This is a genomic window from Arthrobacter sp. JCM 19049, from assembly GCF_001310435.1.
Genome location: NZ_BAXF01000749.1, coordinates 1 through 849 on the forward strand (window position 1 = coordinate 1; position 849 = coordinate 849).

General features: G+C 69.5%; 1 protein-coding gene and 1 pseudogene. Both read left to right on the forward strand.

Going from position 1 to position 849, the window contains the following annotated elements; genetic code table 11:
* On the forward strand, positions 1 to 642 hold a 642-nt coding region (gene rfaE2, locus JCM19049_RS15960), incomplete at its 5' end, for a D-glycero-beta-D-manno-heptose 1-phosphate adenylyltransferase (RefSeq protein ID WP_279403414.1).
* Between the two features lies 1 nt (position 643).
* Positions 644 to 849: pseudogene (locus tag JCM19049_RS15965) on the forward strand (hypothetical protein); the annotation flags it as partial.

Here is an 849-nt window from a genome sequence, read left to right on the forward strand (position 1 = left end):
CCGCGCAACATCGCGCTGGAGCTGGCGCAGGCCGCCGCCACCGTGGTGGTGCACCGTCCGGGCACCTCGGTGTGCAGCACCGCGGACCTGCGGGCCCACCTGGGCGGCGCGTCACGGGTGCACTTCGATACGGGGGATCTGGCGCAGGCCATTGCCCGGCACCGTGAGGACGGGCAGAGCGTGGTGCTGACCAACGGCTGTTTTGATGTGCTGCACCGGGGGCACACCAGCTACCTGGAGCAGGCCAAGGAGCTGGGCGATGTGCTGGTGGTGGCCCTGAACTCGGATGAGTCGGTGCGCCGGCTCAAGGGCGAGGGGCGGCCGGTGAATCCGGTCGCCGACCGGGCCGCGGTGATTGAGGCGCTCAGCTGCGTGGACTATGTCACGGTCTTCGACTCGGACACCCCGGTGCCGTTGATCCAGTCGCTGCAGCCGGAGATCTACGCCAAGGGCGGGGACTACACCGAGCAGATGCTCGCCGAGAGCGCCAGCGTGCGCGAGTACGGCGGTCAGGTGCGGATCCTGGACTACGTCTCGGATCATTCCACCACCGGACTGCTGCGCCGCATGTCCCAGCAGGGGGCGGCCGGCAACGGCGCGGCGGCCCAGGTCGCCGAACAGTCCCCGGAAGCGGGAGGCTGAGATGGCGGGCACAATCCCAAGTCTGCAGGTGTTGATTCCCAGCTTCGCGCGGGAAGCGGAACTGGCGGTCACCCTGGCCGGATTGGCCGGCCAGCAGGACTGTGAGTTCGGCGTGATCATCGCCGACCAGAACGACGCGACGCCCGGGTGGGAACACCCTGCCGTGGAGGCGATGGTCCGGGTGCTGCGCACCCAGGGCCGGACGAT